Below are 21,013 nucleotides of genomic sequence, written 5' to 3' on the forward strand. Positions count from 1 at the left end.
TTTTAGCTAAACGTTAGTTTTATAATAAAGGACTAAAAAGATACAGTGTGCCTTCTAATAATTTTTTAAAGTAACTACGCTTTTTCCACTCTAATAATGAGATTTGCTTCGAAGCCAACAGATATTGCTTTTGTAACGTTAACAACTCACTAGAAAAATCCCCATCATCGATTAACATTGTCATTTCAAAATTAAGCCAAAAACTACGCCTGTCTAAGTTAACAGTCCCTAATAAAGCTATTTTTTCATCGATAACAATACTTTTCGTATGCAGCAAGCCACCATAAAACTTATAAACTTGTGCTCCTGCAGTTAACAATTCATCAAAAAAAGCACGAGAAGCATACTTCACCATAAATGAGTCATTTTTAGCTGGAATAATAATTTTAACATCAACACCACGTAACGCAGCGACCTGCAAAGCCGCTAATAAGCTTTCATCGGGGACAAAATATGGCGTAGTAAGAACAAGGCTGTGCTTAGCCTCATAGATAGCGGTCAGAAAAACCTGATGGATACTCGCCTCGCCAAATTCAGGGCCCGATGGAATGAGTTGTGATTTTTGTTTACCTACTGAGGGAAATCGCCCCTTTTCAGACAAGGGTAAAGGGATTTTGTTATCCGTTTCTAAGAACCAGTCCCAAACAAAAAGCCCTTGCATTAATTGTACGATAGGACCTTCACAACGTACCATGATATCAACCCACTCACCAAAACCTTGCTTCGTTTTAAAAAAAACGGGATCGACTAAGTTCATACTGCCTGTATATGCAACATGATCATCAATACAAACAAGTTTACGGTGCATCCTTAAATCCTGTCGTTGAAATAGCAAACGAAACCAACCAACCGGTAAGGCTTCAACCACTTCGACGCCAGCTTTACGTAATTTTTTCGGCATTTTACTATTAAAAAAATCATGGCTACCTACCGAATCAAGCAATAACTTACACTTAACCCCTCGCTGAGCTGCATTCATTAAAGCCTCTAAGAGCGGATCAATTAATCCGCCCTCTTTACATAAATAAAAAAGAAGATAGCAGGTTGACTGTGACCTGTTTATTTCTTCAGTTATTTCAATCAAGATTTTTTTCGTTGTAGGCAACAGAATATGATTATTACCCTTTAACATAGGCATGCCAGTATAGGATTCAACAAAAGCTTGCATTGATCTGGCTAGGTATGAGGCATCGTTTAAGCTTTGCCTATTACTGGTGGGTTCATTACGTAGCCAATCTTTAAACTGTGTACCAATTTGCTGACGACGTTCCTCTTTTTTTACCTAGGTGTAACTCACCTAAAATAAAATAACTAATCATGCCAAATAATGGTAATACGAAGATTAAAAACAACCAGGCCAAAGTGATCCCACTGGCTCTGCGTTTGAGAATAATGCGCAAGGTAGTTAATATTAATAATGAAAAATAAAGAAAGGCATATAGCGCCACATATAAGCTGTTATCTTGCCAATTTAAAGTCCAAGATAAATTATCCATTATGTACGGCCTTCAAAATATAAGATTTGAGAAACACTATTTACGTTTATTACAGCGCAAATAGAATGTTGCTTCATTTGCCTTCATAGGTTTAACTTGCAAGTTACCTTGTACTGTATCGATTAATGGCTCAGATGAAAAACAGGCTTGCTGCACATCATCAAGCCCCTCACTAACCAAATCAATCCCAAGACAATGAGATAGTGTCATAATAGACTTAATCATCGCTTCTGCAACGATTCCTCCGGGCATCGTTTTTGTGTAATCCTTGGATATTTTTAATTTTTCAATCTGCAGCTTTTCAATGAGTGGTATTAGCGAAATATCAGCACCGAAATTATCCACCGTTAGTGCAAAACCTAACTTACTAATATTAATTAAATTTTCATGCACAACATAGTTGTCACTATTAAATATTTTTTCGTTTATCTCAAATTCTAGGCAACGACTAGTACATTTGCTTTCCTTTAAAATAACTTGTAAATCAGAGATAAAAGAGATCTGCTCTAATTGAATTCGTGACAAGTTAATAGTGATACGCCCAAAATTAATATTTTGTTTTTGCCAAATAACCGCCTGGTCAGCAGCTGTTCTTATCATTTTCAAGCCGATAGGTACTAACATTCCCCGTTCTTCAGCAAGCATTAAAAAACGCTCAGGAAGCAACACGCCGTGTTTAGGGTGATTCCAACGTAATAAACTTTCTAAAGCAACGACCTGACGTTTATTAAGGTCATATTGTGGCTGGTAATAGAGTTCAAACTGATCAAGAAGTAACCCCTGTTGTAATTCTCCTTCAAAGTCGAGTTGCTGCTTAGAATATTTCGTTAGGGTTTCTGTATAGAAATGATAAGCATGGGTTCTATCTTTTCTTCCTCTTAACATCGCTTTTTCTGCACTAATTAAAAGTGCATCCGCATCATATCCATCATCAGGATAAATACTAATCCCTATCATGGCAGACAAACTAACCTCAACATTATCAATTAGATATGGCGATTTAAAACATTCAGCAATTTCATGGGCAAGGAAAGCAACATCTTGTTCATTCTCTAACTCATCAACAATAACGACCAATTCATCTCCCCATAATCGTGCCAAAGTGTATTTTTCACCCACGCAAAGCTTTAACCGTTTGGCACTCTCTTTTAAAATAGAATCTCCTTCATTATGACCATACTGTTCATTAATTATCTTAACGCTAGTTATCTTAATAAGCATAACTGCAACCGCGGATTCATTATAGTTAGCACGAGCAATAACATCCTCAATGCGCCTAAATAAAGCAATACGGTTCAGTAACCCCGTGAGAGGATCATGTTTAGATAAGTACTTAATTTTTTCTTCTGCAGATTTGTTTTGAGTTAAATCAGTAAAGGAGTAGACATGGTTTACCATGTTTTCTTGCTCATGCCTTACTACATGAACCTCAAGCCATGCATAATAAATATTTCCATTTTTGGTTTGGTAAGTAATATCGCCCAACCAACACCTTTGCGTTTTTAAGGCTTGCGCTATTTCGGCATAAAACGTTTTATTGTGTAAATGAGACGAGAGCAGGTGAATATGCTGCGATAGTAATTCATTTCTAGCGTATCCAGAAATACGCATGGAACTTTGATTGGCAGATAATATTATTCCATTCGCATCTGTTACAAAAATACTATCATTACTATTTTCAAATACTACATTTGCAATTTTTAGTTGTTTTTCCAATAGATGATGCGCAGTTATATCTCGACCAATACCAATTAACCCTTGAACATGACCGAATTTATCAAGTAACGGTTCTTTTTTCATGGCGATGAAGTGGCGCACTCCATCATTATAAGTAAGATACTCTTCGCCATGGTAAATCTCTTTAGTAGACATAACATGGCGATCTTGTTTAACACACATTAAAGCCTGCTCGATAGCAAAAAGTTGCTCATCGGTTTTTCCAATGATAGCTTCCTCTGAAGCCCCAACAAATTTCTCAAATTGTTTATTGCAGCCTAAAAAGCGACTTTGTAAATCTTTAAAGAATATTAAGTCATTGGATGAATCGGCGCTTGCGCGCAGCATAATCTGTTCTTGCTCTAATAATTTCTTAGTTTTAATATTGTCAGAAATATCAAAAACGATGCCTATTTGTACTTCTCCATCACCAACAACCTCTTTACGAAAACAGACATTAAGCGGCTTACCGGAAGTATCATCAAATGTATATTCGTAAAAATGTACACCTCTTTCTGTAAATATTTTTTTATCTATTTCTTCAACATGATGCAGTAAATTTTTAGGAAGAATATCGCCTGCTTTTTTACCAATGACCTGTTTTGCTGTAAGCCCCAACAGGTTGGCATAAGATTGATTGCAAGCTAAATAATCTCCTTCCCTGCTTTTTAAATATATAGGAATAGTTAATGCGTCTAAGGTGATTTTTATTTCATCTGTTAATACCCTATCTATGAAGGGTAAAGTTACACCATGGCTAGCGCTATCTATTCTATTTAGGTAAATACAATTTAATCGAGGAAAAGAATCCGCTATATGGAGACGCAACTTATTATCTATATTTAATTCACAAATAAAGTGAGTGTAAATATTTGAGGAGAGTGTGCTATAGATATCCGCGACATTAGTTAAATGGTCAATATCCAAAAAGCCACTATTACTGAGGCTAAACATTGTTTTAGCTAGTTCGATATTATGCCCAACATAGAGCACCATTTTCACATTATCAGACACAATTATTTTCCATTTCAATAGTTAAAACTACCGAGTAAAATCAATCAAGAAGAATAACATGAGACAAAAAAAAGGGGATCTTATATCCCCCTTTTTTGCTAGCTATATCAACCTATCTGCTTACGCACATTTCTAAACATGCGCATCCAAGGACTATCTTCACGCCACTCGTCAGGATGCCATGAGTTAGCAACCGTTCTAAATACACGTTCTGGATGAGGCATCATAATAGTAACTCGCCCGTCCTTAGAAGTTAACCCCGTTATACCATTAGGTGAACCATTGGGATTGGCTGGATATTGCTCCGTTTGTTTACCGTAATTATCGATAAAACGCAGTGCAATATTACCACTCGCTTCAATGGCAGCTAAATGGTTTGCATCTTTCACCTCGACACGACCTTCACCATGTGAAACCGCAATTGGCATATAAGAGCCGGCCATATCATTTAAAAACAATGAGTTGTTTTTCTGTACTTCCACTAAACTAAATCGCGCCTCAAAACGCTCTGAATTATTGCGCACAAAACGAGGCCATAAATCAGCACCTGGAATCAACTCGTTTAAATTAGATAACATCTGACAACCATTACAAACACCTAAAGCAAAGCTATTTTGACGCTCAAAAAATGTTTGGAATTGATCGCGAGCTTGTGGGTTAAATAGTATTGATTTAGCCCAACCTTCACCCGCGCCTAATACGTCACCGTAAGAAAAACCGCCACAAGCAACGAGGCCTGCAAAATCAGATAATTGCACCTCACCAGATAAGATATCACTCATATGAACATCAACGGCAGAGAAGCCAGCACGATTAAAGGCAGCAGCCATCTCTTGTTGTGAATTAACGCCCTGTTCACGTAAAATTGCCATACGCGGCAAAACGCCAGTTGCAATATAAGGAGCGGCAACATCTTCATTAATATCAAAGGTTAAATTTACACTTAAACCGGGGTCTTGATCGTCACATTTGAGTTCAAACTCTTGTTGAGCACAACTTGGATTATCTCGTAACGCTTGCATTTTCAACGTGGTCTCAGCCCAAATAGCACGGAACTCACTACGAGATGCAACCAAAACATCATCACCGTCACGGGTAAATATAATTTGATCTGTGTCATTTAGTGAGCCGATAACTAAAGAGTTAGATGCTAACCCATGCCCTGCAAGTACGTTTAATACTGCTTCTTTATCTTCCGCACGCACTTGAATAACAGCGCCGAGCTCTTCGTTATATAGCGAAGCAAAATCATCAGTACCTAACTGGTCTAATTTAACCGACACACCACAATGCCCCGCAAAAGCCATTTCAGAGATAGTAGTAAATAAACCACCATCACTACGGTCATGATAAGCGAGTAATTTTTTATCCGCGACTAAGGTTTGCATCGCATTAAAGAAACCTTGCAATTGAGCAGGATTATCAACATCAGGTGTAACATCTCCCAATTGCTTGTAAACTTGTGCTAAAGAAGATCCCCCTAAACGGTTTTTACCACAACCTAAGTCTACAAGAATTAAATCAGTATCACCTTGATCACTACGCAATTGAGGCGTTACCGTGTTGCGAACATCTCTAACAGCCCCAAACGCGGTAATAATAAGTGAAAGAGGGGAAATAACCTCTTTATCTTGACCTTCTTGCTGCCACTTCGTTTTCATGGACATGGAATCTTTTCCAACAGGAATAGTAAGATCCAATTCAGGACATAACTCTTCCCCAACTGCTTTTACAGCTGCATATAAACCAGCATCTTCACCTGGATGACCTGCTGCAGACATCCAGTTAGCAGAGAGTTTAATACGTTTGAAATCGCCAATATCAGAACAGGCGATGTTAGTGATAGATTCACCCACAGCAAGACGTGCAGATGCCGCAAAATTAAGTAACGCGACAGGAGTGCGCTCACCTAATGACATTGACTCACCAAAGTAGGTGTCATAACTAGCGGCTGTAACAGCACAGTTTGCAACTGGTATTTGCCAAGGACCAACCATTTGATCACGAGCAACAAGTCCGGTAACCGTTCTATCCCCAATAGTAATTAGGAATGTTTTTTCAGCAATAGAAGGTAACCGTAGTAAACGCTCCGCGGCATCTTTAATACTTGCCCCTGAAAGGTCTAATGCTTTACCTTGAGCGGTTTGTGATTTCACATCACGATGCATTTTCGGCGCTTTACCTAATAGCACTTCCAAAGGCATATCAATGGGTTTATTATCGAACTGAGGATCATTAAGTGTTAAATGTTTCTCTTCTGTCGCTTCACCAATCACGGCATACATTGCACGTTCACGCTTACAGATTGCTTCAAATACCGCTAAATTTTCAGGTTTGACCGCTAAAACATAACGCTCTTGAGACTCATTACACCAAATTTCATGTGGTGCCATACTTTGCTCATCATTTGGAATGGCACGAAGATCAAAAATACCACCGCGACCACCATCATTAACCAATTCAGGCATTGCGTTAGAAAGACCACCAGCACCAACATCATGAATGAATTGGATTGGGTTATCATCACCCATCTGCCAACAACGATCGATAACTTCCTGACAACGACGTTCCATTTCTGGATTCTCACGTTGTACAGAAGCAAAGTCTAAATCTTCTGAAGAAGCACCTGAATCCATAGAAGAAGCTGCCCCCCCCCCTAAACCGATGTTCATTGCTGGGCCGCCGAGTACAATTAACTTAGCGCCGACCGGAATATCTTTTTTCTCTACATGGCTACGGCGAATATTACCTAATCCACCAGCAAGCATAATAGGTTTATGGTAACCACGAATTTCTAACCCATTATGGCTATCGACTTGCTCTTCGTAAGTTCGGAAATAACCAAGAATATTAGGGCGGCCAAATTCATTATTAAATGCAGCACCACCTAATGGCGCTTCAAGCATAATATCCAAAGCAGAAACAATACGATCGGGTTTACCGAAATCAGTTTCCCAAGGCTGCTCAAAGGTAGGAATACGCAAATTACTTACGCTAAAACCAACCAAACCTGCTTTCGGTTTTGAACCAATTCCCGTTGCACCTTCATCACGAATTTCACCACCAGATCCCGTTGCAGAACCGGGGAATGGAGAAATAGCTGTCGGGTGATTATGTGTTTCCACTTTCATCAGAATATCGATATATTCATGATGGTAACCATATTCACGCTCATCAACACTTGGGAAAAAGCGTCCCGCCTTTTCGCCCATCATAACAGCAGCATTATCTTTGTAAGCAGACAAAACAAATTCACCCATTTTTTCATGGGTATTGCGGATCATTTTAAATAATGATTTAGGCTGCTTAACACCGTCAATCGTCCAATCAGCATTAAAAATTTTGTGACGGCAATGTTCTGAGTTTGCTTGAGCAAACATCATTAATTCGATATCGTTAGGGTTACGACCTAACTTAATAAAATTATCAACCAAATAATCAATTTCATCTTCAGCGAGTGCCAAACCTAAATTAACGTTGGCTATTTCTAGGGCGCTACGCCCATTACCGATAATATCAACGCTACTCATCTGGGCAGGTTCACCGTGAGCAAAAAGTTTTTGTGCATCATCTAGTGAACTAAAAACGACCTCCATCATACGATCATATAGCAAACTTGTCAGAGTGTTATATTGCTCAGCAGAAAGAGAGCAGCTTGTTTCCACATAGTAAGCAATACCACGTTCTAAACGTTTTACTTTAGTTAATCCGCAGTTATGCGCGATGTCGGTTGCTTTTGAAGACCATGGTGAAATGGTACCTGGACGGGGCGTAACAAAGAGTAACGTACCAACTGGATCATGCTCAGCGATTTGTGGTCCGTACTTTAATAGTTTTTGTAATACAACTAACTCTTGGTCATTTAAAGCATCTGCTAACTCTGCAACATGCATATACTCAGCGTATATTTGTGTTACAGGTAAGTTTAATGCCTCACAGTTTTTTAATAACTGATTAACACGAAATGTCGATAAGGCTGGAGCCCCTCGCAAAATTTCCATAAATTATTTCTCTCGTTGGATAAATAAATGAACTTGGGTTACGCCAATCACATAAAAAAAGATATGCCTAATATTCGCAGAGCTATTCCTAAGCAAAACGAACATGAAGTATTTAGCTAATTGATATAATTGGTATTGGGTCGCTATTATAAGCAAAAAGCATTTTTTATTAAATAAAAACCCTCTATAGTCGGGATAATTTAATATAAAACTGAAATATAATCATTTTTTATAGTTTATTCCTTGTATTTTATATGGTCATTACTATGTGTTTAACAAAATTATCAACAGCCAAAAAATACTTAGCAATTAGCGCCTTATTGTTAATGCTATGTGCTTGTAATCCATTATCACCAAAGACTAGTTTACAAAAAGTACAAGCACGCGGCGATATTATAATGGGCACGATGAATGGCTCATTAACCTATAGTTTTGATGGTCAAAACCACAGTGGCTTTGATTATGAATTAGCCAAACAGTTTGCTGAATATCTAAATGTTAGGTTAACAATAAAAGAATACGATACGCTTAATGAGCTGTTTAATGCCTTAGATAATAATAAAATAGATTTTATTGGCTCAAGCTTAACCCTTACCCCTAAACGAGCAAAAAAATACAGGAGTTCTCCGCCCTATTATTATGTTTCTCAAAAACTTGTTTATCGTAATGGCAGTTATCGCCCTCGAGAAGTTGCCGATATAAATGCCCCTGTCGGCGTACTCAAAGATAGCAGTCACGAAGAGACATTAAAGGCACTCATTAAAAAAGGGTATGAGTTACAAATTAATATTTTTGAACATGAAGATCAAGAGACTCTATTAAGGGAAATAGCCAACAAAAAAATCCCCTTTGCCATTGTGGATAGCTATACCTTAGCTCAAAAACAACGTTTCTATCCCGTTCTGACGGAAGCATTTACTATTGCAAAAAAGCAGCCCGTTGCTTGGCTAATTAATCGTAATCAAGATGATACTATTTACTCTGCGATGATTGAGTTTATGGGAAATAAATATAGCGATCAAACCATCGCTAGACTGGAAGAAAAATATTTTGGTCACATCGAAAATTTTGACTTTGTTGATATGCGAACCTTCATTAAACGGATAAAAACAACCCTACCCAAATATGAAGATTTATTTAAAAAATATGCAACATCAGAAGTTGATTGGTTATTACTTGCCGCAGTTAGCTATCAAGAATCACACTGGGATCCAAAGTCAATTTCGCCAACGGGAGTTCGTGGTTTAATGATGCTAACACTGGATACTGCTAACTATGTCGGCATTGATAATAGACTTGATCCGAACAGAGCATTAAAGGAGGTGCTAAATATTTATCACAACAAATAAATCGTTTGCCAGATAGTATTCCTGAAGATGAAAAAGTGTGGTTTGCTTTAGCTAGTTATAATATTGGCTATGGGCATTTAATGGATGCAAGACGTATTACAAGTATAAAAAAACAGAATCCAAATTCCTGGACTGACGTAAAAGAAAACCTTCCTCTATTACATCAAAAGAAATGGTATACACAAACCCGCTATGGTTATGCTCGTGGTAAAGAAGCACAAAGCTATGTTGATAATATTCGTCAATATCAAAAAACGATAACATGGTATATGGCAGATAAAGAGAAAAAACGCATACAAGCTGAAGCATTAAAAACTGCCCAAGAGCAAGAATTAGCAGAGAAAAAAGCAATTGAAGATGCACAACAAAAAAACTTCGCAGAACAACAAAATTGGCAAACACCATTAAACAAGAAGCAAATATTACTGTATGCCAAACAAGTTAATGAAGAGAGTCAAAAAACCTTACAACAAACTAAAGAAAATAGATTAGCTACCGAGCAAGCATTACAGCTCGCAGAGCAAAATACAGTAACACAACAAGAATATTTAAAAGCGGCACAACAAAAGTTACAGGAAATAAAAAATGCAATACAGCAGACGAATGAAAAAGCATTAGCAGAACAAACAGCTTTACAAGAAGCACAAGAAAAAGCCCTAGCTGATGAACAAAAATTACAATTAGCTAAACAAGAGCTTGAAAACAAACAGCAGCAATTAATAGAAGTAATTGATATCGCTATTGCAGAACAACAACAGCTAAAACAGGCGCAAGAAGCGGCATTAGCTGAAGAATTAAAAGCACAACAGGCGCAACAAGAAACAGCGGCCGAATTAGAAAAAATCCAACAAATGCAGTATGAAGAAAGTGTTAAAACCAATAATAATGATCAGGATATATGATTAGAGTTTAGAAGCAGCCTGTTAATCGCCATTAACTTGCTGTTTCTTTAGTGCTTTTTTTTCTTTTCTGCGGCGCTTAAAAAAAGCACTAAGTTTAGCACCGCAAGCATCAGCAAAAACCCCAGAGGTCACATCAATCTGATGATTTAATTGGTTGTTTTGTACTAAATTAAAAACGGTGCCAGCTGCGCCTGTTTTATAATCCCCAGCACCATAAACAAGACGTTTAATGCGAGCATGAACAAGTGCACCCGCACACATAGGACAAGGTTCTAACGTCACATATAGAGTACAATCAATAAGTCGGTAATTTTCTAGTTTTTTTCCTGCTGCACGTAACGTTAATATCTCAGCATGCGCACAGGCATCGTGTTCATTAATGGATAAATTCCACCCCTCTGCAATGATTGAATTATCTTTAACCAATACAGCCCCGACTGGAATTTCATCAACAAGTTCCGCTTTATCAGCTAAAGATAAAGCATATTGCATCCATTGTTCATCAATAACACGTTGATTATCTTCTTCTGGCTTGGTTTGCTTTAACATTATAAAACCAGTGAATAATATAAATGCGTTAAACTATCGCCATAGACAAGATAAACCCAACCAGCTATGGCAAGGTAAGGACCAAAGGGCATTGGGCGGCTTTGTTTGTCTTTAGAGGCAACAATAGCAGCAATTCCAATCACCGCACCTGCACAGGAGGATAATAAAATAATCAATGGCAACGCCTGCCATCCAAACCAAGCCCCCAATGCAGCTAACAATTTAAAATCACCATAACCCATTCCTTCTTTACCGGTTAATAGTTTAAACACCCAATATATAGACCATAAACTTAAATAACCAAAGGCAGCACCAAGTACCGCATCGCTTAAGCTAGCAAAGGTGCCATTTATATTGATTAACAGGGCAAACCATAATAATGGCAGTGTTAATTGATCTGGCAATAACATGGTATCAAAATCAATAAAGGTTAATGCAATCAAGACCCAAGTAAATAACAGAGCAAAAAGTAATGGCCAACCAAAAGGGATCACATAGGCAACACAAAGAGATAAAATGCCCGTTAACAACTCAATACTTGGGTATCTTTTGCTTATTTTACAGGCACAATGTTTACAACGCCCCTTTTGCCACAACCAACTTAATAAAGGAATATTCTCTGCCGAGCCAATTAAATGGTCACATTGTGGACAACGGGAACGAGGAACAACTAAATTAAATGTTTCAGCTTCGACTTTTAAATTGGCATCAGGAAAAAATTCAGCACAATCTCTTTTCCACTCTCTTTCCATCATCACAGGTAAGCGATAAATCACTACATTCAAAAATGAACCAACTAAGACCCCTAGTATGGTGACAAAAGCGTATAGCAGACTCGGCTGTTGCTGCATTAAATTAAGTAATTCTGACATGTTAATTCCTAGCGGGTAAAAAATAATAAATCAAACAACAACGGGAGGACATATCTCATCATCAGAAAAAAAGTAAGCTATTTCACGAGCAGCTGAGGTTGGACTATCAGATCCATGTACAGCATTAAAGCGAGTAGACTCAGCATAATCTGCACGAATAGTGCCTGGTTCTGCCTCTTCTGGATTAGTTTTACCAATCAAGTCTCGATATGCTGTAATGGCATTTTCAGCCTGTAAAACTTGCACCAAAATAGGTCCGGATGTCATAAATTCAACTAAAGGGGCAAAAAACTCCTTTCCTTTATGTTCTGCATAAAATCCTTCTGCTTGCTCTTTGGTCATATGTATCATTTTAACAGCGACAAGTGTTAAATCTGCTTTTTCAAAACGAGATAAAATAATACCAACAAGTTTCTTGCTAACAGCATCGGGTTTAATAATGGATAGGGTTCTTTCTAATGGCATAATACAAACTTAAAATAATGAATTGAACCTATAATATAACCACATCACAGCAACCCATCAATAAGAATATAAACAGATGAAATCTAATATCACATTAAAAAAAACTGCCAAACCTTATCTATGGATTGTTATATTCGTTATATCTCTTATTATGATTTTTAAATTATTACCAAAACCTGCCAGTAGCTTAACTATTTTTAATAATAATAGCGAAATTGAGGCAAGTCAGTGTCCCACATTAACTCCTATTGAATCGAATAAGAAAGCATCTGAATATAAGTTAAAATCCCCCTTTACACTGCTCAACTGGAATATATATAAACAACAGAAATATCAATGGCAGCAAGCATTACAGGAATTAACAATTAAGGCTGACTTTATAACACTACAAGAAGCCAAATCATCACCAACATTACAACAATTCAGCAAAGAGATGAGAATGTTTACTTTGCATAATGCTGCATTTACTTACGGTGGAGAAAGTTTTGGGGTTAATACGCTAAGTAAATACCCAACGACAAGCATCTGTGGCAGTCTCGCAACAGAGCCTTGGATTAAAATACCTAAATCAGGGATAGCCTCCGTTTATCCCATAAATCAAGACTCAGGCTCTCTTTTACTAATCAACTTACATGCTGTTAATTTTACAATCGGTATTTCCAACTTAAAAGAGCAGTTAAAACCATATATTCTAATCATCAAACAACATCAAGGACCAATTATATTTAGTGGTGATTTCAATACATGGAATGATCAACGGTTAACACTTGTTACAAATATATTTGTTGAATTAGGCTTCAAAGAGGTTCTTTTTAGTGAGGATAATCGCAGTACGGTTTTTGGTTATCCTTTAGATCATATCTACTTTCGTGGTTTAAAGGTCATTAATGAAGAGGTTATTAATAGCAATGCATCTGATCACAACCCTATGCGAGTTACTTTTGCTTTTGAATAATAATATAATTTAATCAGGGGAATAAAATTACTGTTTAGATTGGAGCGGTACACGAGACTCGAACTCGTGACCCCGACCTTGGCAAGGTCGTGCTCTACCAACTGAGCTAGTACCGCATCACTACTTTAAGCATTTTACTAATAAATTTGGAGCGGTACACGAGACTCGAACTCGTGACCCCGACCTTGGCAAGGTCGTGCTCTACCAACTGAGCTAGTACCGCATCACTGCTTTAAGCATTTTACTAGTAAATTTGGAGCGGTACACGAGACTCGAACTCGTGACCCCGACCTTGGCAAGGTCGTGCTCTACCAACTGAGCTAGTACCGCATCACATTTACTATCATAAGATATTTACGGGTTGTTGATAACACCTGTTTCTTATGAGCTGCGAATTATAGATATGGAATAAATGAATGCAAGCTTTTTTTACTAAAAGGGCATTCACCATAACACAACCGAACAAATTTTAAGCATATTTATCTTCGTATAAATAATTACATTAATAACTAAAAAAATATTTTTGATAGTGCTGCAGTTCTGAAATGGATTCTTTAATATCTTGTAATGCTAAATGTGTCCCGGTTTTCTTATGTTTAGCCACCATTTCAGGTGCCCAACGACGACCTAACTCTTTAATGGTACTCACATCTATATTGCGATAATGAAAATAAGCTTCTAACTTAGGCATATACGCAACTAAAAAACGACGATCTTGGCCAATACTATTTCCACACAAAGGTGAAGCCCCTTCAGGAACCCACTCTTTTAGAAATGCTAAGGTTGCCTGTTCTGCTTGCTCACAGCTAATTTTGCTTGCCTTAACTCTATCTGTTAACCCCGATTTACCATGATGTTCGGTACACCATTCATCCATTGCATCAAGTACTTGGTCACTTTGATGAATAACTATTTGCGGGCCTTCAGCAAGAATATTTAAATTACTATCAGTGACAATGGTCGCTATTTCGATTACTTTATCTGTCTCAGGATTTAATCCGGTCATTTCCAGATCAATCCATACTAAGTTATCTTTATTCATGCTTATTGTGATCCTTTTCTCTACAAGAGAGCCCTTTTACTTATTTATATGAAAATATAGTATGATATAGCATTAATACAATTAACGATAGTTAAGGGAAACTGTGGCCAAAAAAAAACGACTTAGTCATAATCAAGTCCGCCGAGTACAAAGTAATCAAAATAAACGTTTGAAAAAAGATATCGTTGAACAATGGGATGATTCTCAATTAGGCCCGCAATTACAGGGTGTCGTTATCAGTCGTTTTGGTCAACATGCAGATATTGAAGATGAAAAAGGTAATATTGAACGTTGTAATTTACGCAGAGGTGTAAAATCATTGGTCACTGGTGATCGTGTAGTTTGGCGTGCTGGTAATGAAAGCTTTCATGGTATTAGTGGTGTCGTTGAAGCGGTTCACCCTCGTAAAACTGTTTTAACACGTCCAGATTATTACGATGGCATCAAACCCATTGCCGCTAATATAGACCATATTATTATTGTTAGCTCTGTCGCTCCTGAGTTTTCTCGTAATATTATCGATCGCTATCTCGTTGCCTGTGAAGATATAGGCATCACCCCTATTATCGTTTTAAACAAAAGCGACCTACTCGATCCCGAATCAGCAAAAATAATTGATAAAGAACTGCAAAGTTATCGTGATATAGGCTATCGCGTTATTTATAGTTCAATGCTGGGAGATGGCCTTAGTGAATTAAAAGGAGCAATGAAAGATAAAGTTAATATTTTTGTCGGTCAATCGGGCGTTGGTAAAACATCGTTACTTAATATGCTACTACCAGAAGTGCAAGCATTAACCGGTGAAATATCTGAAAATTCAGGTTTAGGTAAGCATACAACGACTACCGCTCGTTTATATCATTTTGCTGATGGTGGCGATCTAATCGACAGCCCGGGCATTCGAGAATTTTCTTTATGGCACCTCGAACCCGAACGTATTACATCCGGATTTATTGAATTTAGAGAGTACATTGGGACATGTCGCTTTAGAGACTGTAAACATAAAACAGATCCCGGCTGCGCATTGGTTAATGCTGTCGCAGAAGGTAAAATTAATGACGCGCGTTATCAAAGCTTTATACGAATTTTAGAGACTATGGATGATGCTAAAAATGCACGCCATAGAGATCCAAATACCCATCAATAACAAGGCGAGTTAAGCCTAATTTAGTTAGTACATAAAAGAGAATATTATGATTGATCAGCTCAAAATTATTGGCCAATATTTTTTACCAAAACACCTATTATCACGTTTAGTCGGTTTGCTCGCAGCAGCTAAAGCTGGACAGTTAACCACTTTTTTAATAAAGCAATTTATCAAAAAATTTAACATAGATATGAGTGAAGCAAAATACCCCGATCCAGAGTCTTATAAAACCTTTAACGATTTTTTTACCCGCGAATTACGCGAAGGTGTTCGTACCATTAGCGAAGGGGATAATAACTTAATACTCCCTGTTGATGGCTGCGTTAGCCAATTAGGGGATATTAAACTCGGGCGTATATTTCAAGCAAAAGGACATGATTTTAGCTTACGCGAATTATTAGGTGGAAAAGATGAAGTAGCAAAGCCCTTTGATGATGGGTTGTTTTCTACTATTTACTTAGCACCAAAAGACTACCACCGTATTCACATGCCTATTGCTGGTAAATTAGAGCAAATGATTTTTATTCCCGGTGACCTTTTTTCCGTTAATCCTCTTACGGCTGAAAATGTACCTAATTTATTTGCGCGTAATGAACGAGCCGTCGCTATATTTTCAACGGCAATAGGTCCAATGGCCATGGTATTAGTTGGAGCAACCATAGTCGCAAGTATTGAAACCGTTTGGGCAGGAACCTTAAAGTCCAATAGAAAAAAAGAAATTCAATATTGGGATTATCAAGACCAAAACATTCAACTTGATAAGGGTGCTGAATTAGGCCGCTTTAAACTTGGCAGTACCATCGTTGCACTCTTCCCTAAAAATAGTATCTCTTTTGCAGAAGAATTACAGGCCGGTTCAGTCACAAGACTCGGTAACATATTTGCCACTGTAAATGAATCTAAGTAGGTTTTTGCAAATATGACAGACTTGACAGCTGCGCAATATTTAAAAAAAATATTATTAGCCCCCGTTTATGAGGCTGCTATTGAAACGCCTTTGCAACCACTTAAAAAGTTATCTCTCCGTTTTAATAATCAAATATTATTAAAACGTGAGGATTTACAACCAGTACACTCTTTTAAATTGCGCGGAGCCTACAATAAATTAGCTAGTTTGACGGAACAACAAAAGCAATGCGGCGTTATCGCCGCTTCAGCGGGCAACCATGCGCAAGGTGTTGCCCTCTCAGCACAAAAAATGGGACTAAAAGCAACCATTGTAATGCCGAGTACGACACCAGATATCAAAGTTAATTCGGTACGTGCATTAGGGGCAACGGCTGTTTTATTTGGAGATAGTTTTGATGCAGCTAGCGACCATTGTAAAATGCTCGCTAAATTACATAATTATACCCTAATTCATCCCTTTGATGATCCAGATGTTATTGCCGGGCAGGGGACAATAGCGAAAGAGCTACTACAGCAAAATGCCCATTTAGATTATATTTTTGTTCCTGTTGGGGGCGGTGGGCTCGTTGCAGGTATTGCCGTTTATATCAAACAACTATTACCCGATATAAAAATTATTGCCGTTGAACCTGAAGATGCCGCCTGTTTAAAAGTCGCACTAGATCATGGCGGCCCCATCACCCTGAGTCGAGTTGGACTATTCGCAGATGGCGTGGCTGTAAAAACAATTGGCAGTGAAACATTTCGCCTATGCGAGCAATATGTAGATCAAGTGATTACCGTCAATAGTGATGAAATATGTGCCGCTGTAAAAGATATTTTTGAAGATACTCGCGCTATTTCCGAACCCGCAGGCGCTTTATCACTAGCCGGATTAAAAAAATACAGTCAAGTGCATGGCTTAAAAGATCAACGACTAAGTGCAATTTTAAGTGGTGCAAATGTTAATTTTCATGGTTTACGATATGTCTCTGAACGCTGTGAATTAGGCGAACAAAAAGAGAGTATTCTTGCGGTCACCATTCCTGAAAAAAAAGGCGCATTTTTAGCTTTTTGTAATGAACTTGATGGGCGTGCTATTACAGAATTTAACTATCGTTTTAATTCTCGCAAAGAAGCAAATATTTTTGTCGGCATAAGAACACCTTCCGGAAATGATGAGTTGACCATATTGATAAAAAATCTAGCTAATTCTGGATATTCAGTTGCTGATTTAAGTCATGATGAAATGGCTAAACTACATGTTCGCTATATGGTCGGTGGCGCGCCAATTAGTGATTTAAAAGAACGTTTATATAGCTTTGAATTCCCTGAACATCCTAATGCGTTAGTAAAATTCCTTAATATGCTAGGCACTCATGCCAATATCACACTCTTTCATTATCGCAATCATGGTGCTGCCTACGGGCAAGTATTAGCGGGTTTTGAGCTGGACGAAGGGGTTAATACATTTAAAAAACATTTAGATGCACTGGGTTACAATTATAAAGACGAAACGAACAACCAGGCATATCGCTACTTTTTATCACAGCAAGATGTCATTTGAGGTCGAGTTTGATATTTTTTCCTTATAAATTAAAGAATATTTTATTTAGAGTGACCCGACAATTAACTTGGCCGGTTATGCTGCAATTAGTATTAGCACAAGCGGCAATCACATATTTTTTGTTATATATGGCAAAAGAACAGGATTTAATATCCCCTCCATTGCAATTTTTTTATTACAACATGGTCACCATATCGACCGTTGGTTACGGAGATTTTAGTCCGATCACCCCGCTAGGGAAATTTATTGTCTCTGCCTTTCAAATTCCATCAGGGCTAATAATATTTGCAACTTTTATCGGTAAAGTGACTGAGTTATTTATCAATATAGCGAGATCAAACATGAATGGTAATAATGATTTTTATCACCTGAATGAACATATCCTATTATTATCCTGGGATAGCCACTCCACGGAACAAGTTGTTGAACTTATTCTCGGTGATAAAAAAAGAATAAAGCGGCCTATTTTGCTTTGTGTGACCGATGATATGAGTAATCCGTTTCCAGATAGGGATGACATCTTATTTGCTAAACTACGGACTTTTTCTGATAAAACAGAGCTCAATAGAATTGCAATAAGTAAGGCAAAAAAAATTATTATAGATGGTAAAAGCGATGATGAAACATTATCTATCGCGCTTAGCGTTTCACCATATATCAATAAAGAGGTAAATATAACAGCCCATTTTTTTGATAAAAACAAAGCCGAGTTGCTCAAACTACATTGCCCAAATATAGAATGTAGTATCGACAATAGCGCACAAATAATGGTAAGAAGTATGCAAGATCCAGGCTCGAGTAGAGTTGCAGAGCAGCTACTTTCAACATTACAAGGGGCAACCCTGTTTAGCTTCCAAGTACCTAACATTAGAGAATCTATTACTTTTGGGGAACTATTTAATCAATTTAAAAATAAATATGAGATGATACTGATAGCTACAAGTCCATTTAAAAATGGTGATAATCTTGACCTAAATCCTGATAAAAACACCCTTATAAAGAGTGGCAGTTATTTATTTTACATTGCCAATGAGAGAATCAATCAAGAGCAAATTGACTGGGATTAATGTATTTCATATATAAAAGGGGTTATTTGATTACAAATAACCCCTATTCTATTTACTGTTAATCTTCGACTCTAACACCCCATACATCATGCTCATCAGCGTGAATGATTTGCACCCAAATTTGATCTCCTGGCTGTACATTAAATTCATCAGTTAAATAAACTTTACCATCAACTTCAGGAGCATCCATATAGGAGCGACCAACCGCACCTTCACTATTAACTTCATCAATTAAAACCAAATATTCTTGGCCGATACGAGCTTGTAATTTCTGCGCACTAATATCTGCTTGTAGCGCCATAAAACGTTGTAAACGATCTTCCATTACGTCATCAGGCACATGATCAGGTAACTCGTTGGCTGTAGCACCTTCAACGGGAGAATATTTAAAGCAGCCAACACGATCCAATTGAGCTTCTTCTAAGAATGCTAACAATTCCTCGAATTCTTCTTCAGTTTCGCCAGGAAAACCTACGATAAAAGTAGAACGAATCACTAGCTCAGGACAAATTGCACGCCACTTAGCAATACGCTCGAGGACGCGATCAGAGCTACCAGGACGCTTCATCAATTTCAAAATACGTTTATTTGCATGCTGAAAAGGAATGTCTAGGTAAGGCAAAATTCTACCGTCAGCCATTAATGGTATAATGTCATCAACATGTGGGTAAGGGTAAACATAGTGCAAACGGATCCAAACCCCCTGTTTTGCTAATTCCTCGCACAGCTGTTGCATAGCAGTTTTAACAGGTACACCATCCCAAAAAGCCGTTTTATGTTTAACATCTACACCATAAGCAGATGTGTCTTGAGAAATAACTAAAACTTCCTTAACGCCCGCTTTAACTAAACGTTGCGCTTCACCTAACACATCACCAACAGGTCGAGATTCTAAGTCACCACGCATCGATGGGATAATACAGAAAGTACAACGATGGTTACATCCCTCAGATATTTTTAAGTAGGCATAGTGTTTAGGTGTCAACTTCACCCCCTGAGGTGGTACCAAATCAATAAAGGGGTTATGCGAGGGTTTAGCTAAATGTTTATGAACTTGCGTTAACACTTCATCATAGGCATGTGGTCCCGTTACGGCTAAAACATTTGGATGAAGCTCTATAATTTCATCTTTTTTAGCCCCTAAACAGCCCGTAACCAACACTTTACCATTTTCCGCTAACGCTTCACCAATAGTATCTAAAGACTCTTGTACAGCGCTGTCAATAAAACCACAGGTATTAACAATAACCATATCTGCATCAGCATAAGTAGGCACAACATCATAACCTTCAATACGCAATTGTGTAAGAATGCGTTCGGAATCTACCAAGTTTTTCGGGCAACCAAGACTAACAAAGCCGATACGTGACCCTGAAGATGGCGTCATCACACTCTGTTCTTTAAGTATCTTCGCAGGAGTTGCCAAAGTAGTCGTTTGTTTGGGATCGAACTGTTCAACGCTCATATGTGCCTTTATTTTTTATGCTGTTAAGTATATTAATTGTACGCATTATATAGAAAAGTTTAATAGGGGGGAAATATCAATATTGCTATATTACTTAAATGAAAAAAGCCCACCCTACTATGCAGAATGGGGTTTATTGTAATTATGCGCTTGGCGATGGAAAGGGCTCGCAGCGCTCACCCGCTCGTGACACATCGCTGTCGCGATACTCGCCCTACTCTCGAGCAGGTCATCCTCGTCAGTACCCTAAAAAGAAAAAATCCCTGCTGACATCGTCAACAGGGATTTTTCGTTTATTAGGCGCTTGGCGATGACCTACTCTCACATGGGGAGACCCCACACTACCATCGGCGCAGCTGCGTTTCACTTCTGAGTTCGGAATGGGATCAGGTGGGACCACAGCGCTATGTTCGCCAAGCTAAAAAGTTAATTAGAAAAGCTGTCTATTATTCTTTAATCTTGCAAGTTGTAAAATATGTTGTCGCAAACGTACTTTTTCTTGGTTACATCAACACGTC

At 37.9% G+C, this 21,013-nt stretch carries 14 protein-coding genes, 3 tRNA genes, 1 rRNA gene and 1 pseudogene; 6 read left to right on the top strand and 13 right to left on the bottom strand.

Annotation, left to right across the window (positions count from 1 at the left end):
- Positions 1–19: 19 nt before the first annotated feature.
- The 4 genes from cls to purL all read right to left on the bottom strand — a co-directional run bounded on the left by cls (position 20) and on the right by purL (position 8,227).
- A complete protein-coding gene (gene cls, locus AB2N10_RS13375) occupies positions 20–1,255 on the bottom strand; it encodes a cardiolipin synthase (protein WP_369434678.1) in 1,236 nt (411 codons plus the stop codon).
- Positions 1,239–1,496, bottom strand: coding sequence for a PLDc N-terminal domain-containing protein (locus AB2N10_RS13380; RefSeq protein WP_369433956.1), 258 nt, complete (start codon positions 1,494–1,496; stop codon positions 1,239–1,241). The genes cls and AB2N10_RS13380 overlap by 17 nt, the downstream gene beginning before the upstream one ends.
- 36 nt (positions 1,497–1,532) lie before the next feature.
- A complete protein-coding gene (locus tag AB2N10_RS13385) occupies positions 1,533–4,226 on the bottom strand; it encodes an EAL domain-containing protein (protein WP_354622867.1) in 2,694 nt (897 codons plus the stop codon).
- Positions 4,227–4,333: 107 nt separating this feature from the next.
- Positions 4,334–8,227 (bottom strand): phosphoribosylformylglycinamidine synthase, encoded by a 3,894-nt coding sequence (gene purL, locus AB2N10_RS13390; protein WP_354622868.1) that lies wholly within the window; start codon positions 8,225–8,227, stop codon positions 4,334–4,336.
- Positions 8,228–8,553: 326 nt separating this feature from the next.
- Here purL and mltF point away from each other — a divergent pair.
- Positions 8,554–10,478 (top strand): annotated as a pseudogene (gene mltF / locus AB2N10_RS13395) (membrane-bound lytic murein transglycosylase MltF).
- Positions 10,479–10,499: 21 nt separating this feature from the next.
- Here the strand turns inward: mltF and tadA are convergent.
- Genes tadA through ndk form a run of 3 tightly spaced genes read right to left on the bottom strand, consistent with a single transcriptional unit; the run spans position 10,500 to position 12,364 of the window.
- The gene (tadA, locus tag AB2N10_RS13400; protein WP_354622870.1) at positions 10,500–11,027 is read right to left on the bottom strand and encodes a tRNA adenosine(34) deaminase TadA; all 528 of its coding nucleotides are present in this window, start codon (positions 11,025–11,027) and stop codon (positions 10,500–10,502) included.
- Positions 11,027–11,899 carry an A24 family peptidase gene (locus AB2N10_RS13405; protein WP_369433957.1) on the bottom strand — a complete coding sequence of 291 codons (873 nt, stop codon included), beginning with the start codon at positions 11,897–11,899 and terminating at the stop codon, positions 11,027–11,029. Before AB2N10_RS13405 ends, tadA begins: the two co-directional genes overlap by 1 nt.
- 30 nt (positions 11,900–11,929) lie before the next feature.
- Positions 11,930–12,364, bottom strand: coding sequence for a nucleoside-diphosphate kinase (ndk, locus tag AB2N10_RS13410; RefSeq protein ID WP_369433958.1), 435 nt, complete (start codon positions 12,362–12,364; stop codon positions 11,930–11,932).
- Between the two features lie 76 nt (positions 12,365–12,440).
- Here ndk and AB2N10_RS13415 point away from each other — a divergent pair, with 76 nt between their 5' ends.
- Entirely contained in the window at positions 12,441–13,319 is an 879-nt protein-coding gene (locus AB2N10_RS13415; protein ID WP_354622873.1) for an endonuclease/exonuclease/phosphatase family protein, read from the top strand.
- Positions 13,320–13,359: 40 nt separating this feature from the next.
- Here the strand turns inward: AB2N10_RS13415 and AB2N10_RS13420 are convergent.
- The 4 genes from AB2N10_RS13420 to orn all read right to left on the bottom strand — a co-directional run bounded on the left by AB2N10_RS13420 (position 13,360) and on the right by orn (position 14,361).
- Positions 13,360–13,435, bottom strand: a tRNA-Gly gene (locus AB2N10_RS13420).
- Positions 13,436–13,466: 31 nt separating this feature from the next.
- Positions 13,467–13,542: transfer RNA gene (locus tag AB2N10_RS13425), tRNA-Gly, on the bottom strand.
- Between the two features lie 31 nt (positions 13,543–13,573).
- A tRNA-Gly gene (locus tag AB2N10_RS13430) sits at positions 13,574–13,649 on the bottom strand.
- Positions 13,650–13,821: 172 nt separating this feature from the next.
- Positions 13,822–14,361, bottom strand: a complete 540-nt coding sequence (gene orn, locus AB2N10_RS13435) for an oligoribonuclease (protein WP_369433959.1) — start codon at positions 14,359–14,361, stop codon at positions 13,822–13,824.
- 103 nt (positions 14,362–14,464) lie between these two features.
- Between orn and rsgA the strand changes: the two genes are divergently transcribed.
- The 4 genes from rsgA (at position 14,465) to AB2N10_RS13455 (ending at position 19,030) form a co-directional block, all read left to right on the top strand.
- Positions 14,465–15,508, top strand: a complete 1,044-nt coding sequence (gene rsgA, locus AB2N10_RS13440; RefSeq protein ID WP_354622876.1) for a small ribosomal subunit biogenesis GTPase RsgA — start codon at positions 14,465–14,467, stop codon at positions 15,506–15,508.
- 46 nt (positions 15,509–15,554) lie between these two features.
- Positions 15,555–16,415 carry an archaetidylserine decarboxylase gene (gene asd / locus AB2N10_RS13445; protein WP_354622877.1) on the top strand — a complete coding sequence of 287 codons (861 nt, stop codon included), beginning with the start codon at positions 15,555–15,557 and terminating at the stop codon, positions 16,413–16,415.
- 12 nt (positions 16,416–16,427) lie between these two features.
- Complete coding sequence (gene ilvA, locus AB2N10_RS13450; protein ID WP_354622878.1) at positions 16,428–17,963, top strand: threonine ammonia-lyase, biosynthetic; 1,536 nt, start codon at positions 16,428–16,430, stop codon at positions 17,961–17,963.
- Positions 17,964–18,040: 77 nt separating this feature from the next.
- The gene (locus AB2N10_RS13455; protein ID WP_354622879.1) at positions 18,041–19,030 is read left to right on the top strand and encodes a potassium channel family protein; all 990 of its coding nucleotides are present in this window, start codon (positions 18,041–18,043) and stop codon (positions 19,028–19,030) included.
- A gap of 58 nt (positions 19,031–19,088) precedes the next feature.
- Here AB2N10_RS13455 and rimO read toward each other — a convergent pair whose 3' ends face one another.
- Both rimO and rrf read right to left on the bottom strand, forming a co-directional pair.
- Positions 19,089–20,495 (bottom strand): 30S ribosomal protein S12 methylthiotransferase RimO, encoded by a 1,407-nt coding sequence (gene rimO, locus AB2N10_RS13460; RefSeq protein ID WP_369433960.1) that lies wholly within the window; start codon positions 20,493–20,495, stop codon positions 19,089–19,091.
- A gap of 302 nt (positions 20,496–20,797) precedes the next feature.
- A 5S ribosomal RNA gene (gene rrf / locus AB2N10_RS13465) occupies positions 20,798–20,913 on the bottom strand.
- Positions 20,914–21,013: the final 100 nt, after the last annotated feature.

The organism is Psychromonas sp. MME1, assembly GCF_041080865.1.
Classification (GTDB): Bacteria; Pseudomonadota; Gammaproteobacteria; order Enterobacterales; family Psychromonadaceae; genus Psychromonas.